Below are 726 nucleotides of genomic sequence, written 5' to 3' on the forward strand. Positions count from 1 at the left end.
AGCCGAGGGCATTCAGGCCATTACCGCCACGGGGCCGACCCACGGGGCCCGCATCGTCACCGGAACGAGCGCGATCCCGATCATTCGCGGCGACGCGAGCGACGACGGCCGCTAAGCCGCCGGCCCCCTCGGACGCCTGACGCGCCAGAGCCACCCGGCTTCCCCTGGCTCGGCTCACGCTGACCCGGCTCGACTCGCCACCGGTCGCGGGCCGGCTCGGGATTCGCAGGGGGAGGCCGCACCCTCGCCGGGCCGGAGGGGACTGGCCCGAGAACATCGGGGTCACAGCACGGTCAGATCGGTCGCCCGCCAGCGATGGTCGATACTCTCCAGCCGCACGGTCACCGCGAGACTGCGCGCTTTCGAGTGCACGACGACGACCGCCTCGACGATCCCGTCGCAGGGGTGGGTGACCCGCGCCCGCCCGAGGGCGTGCGGGGCGCGCCTGGTGTCCCCGTAGACCACCCGACGCTGTTCCCGGAGTTCCCGGCGCACCGCGAGGGCGCGGGCCACGGGGCCGGAGATCCACGCGGAGAGCTGTTCGAGCGGGCGGAGCCCCTCGACAACCTCGATCGCCGCGAGGGCCAGGTGCCGGGAGAGCCGGAGCGGATCGGGTAACCCCGCGGTGCCGGTGCGGCGGGGAGCGGCGAGGAACTGCCGCCCCGGGGTGACGGGGTGCCTCGCAGGCTCCCGCCCCGCCAGCTCCGGGGATCCCGGCGGTTTCTT

The 726-nt window shown here is 74.8% G+C and carries 2 protein-coding genes; one reads left to right on the forward strand and one right to left on the reverse strand.

The window, feature by feature from the left end:
- Positions 1-115 (forward strand): hypothetical protein (locus tag OOT08_RS19200; RefSeq protein WP_442916267.1); only part of this gene is annotated, 115 nt, incomplete at its 5' end.
- A 167-nt stretch (positions 116-282) separates the two neighbouring features.
- On the opposite strand, the gene OOT08_RS13475 is transcribed toward OOT08_RS19200, so the two are convergent.
- Positions 283-726: Rv3235 family protein (locus tag OOT08_RS13475; RefSeq protein ID WP_325093278.1), on the reverse strand; the 444-nt coding region annotated here is incomplete at its 5' end.

The sequence above is a fragment of the Leucobacter sp. M11 genome (genome assembly GCF_035726885.1).
Lineage (GTDB): Bacteria > Actinomycetota > Actinomycetes > Actinomycetales > Microbacteriaceae > JAPFRB01.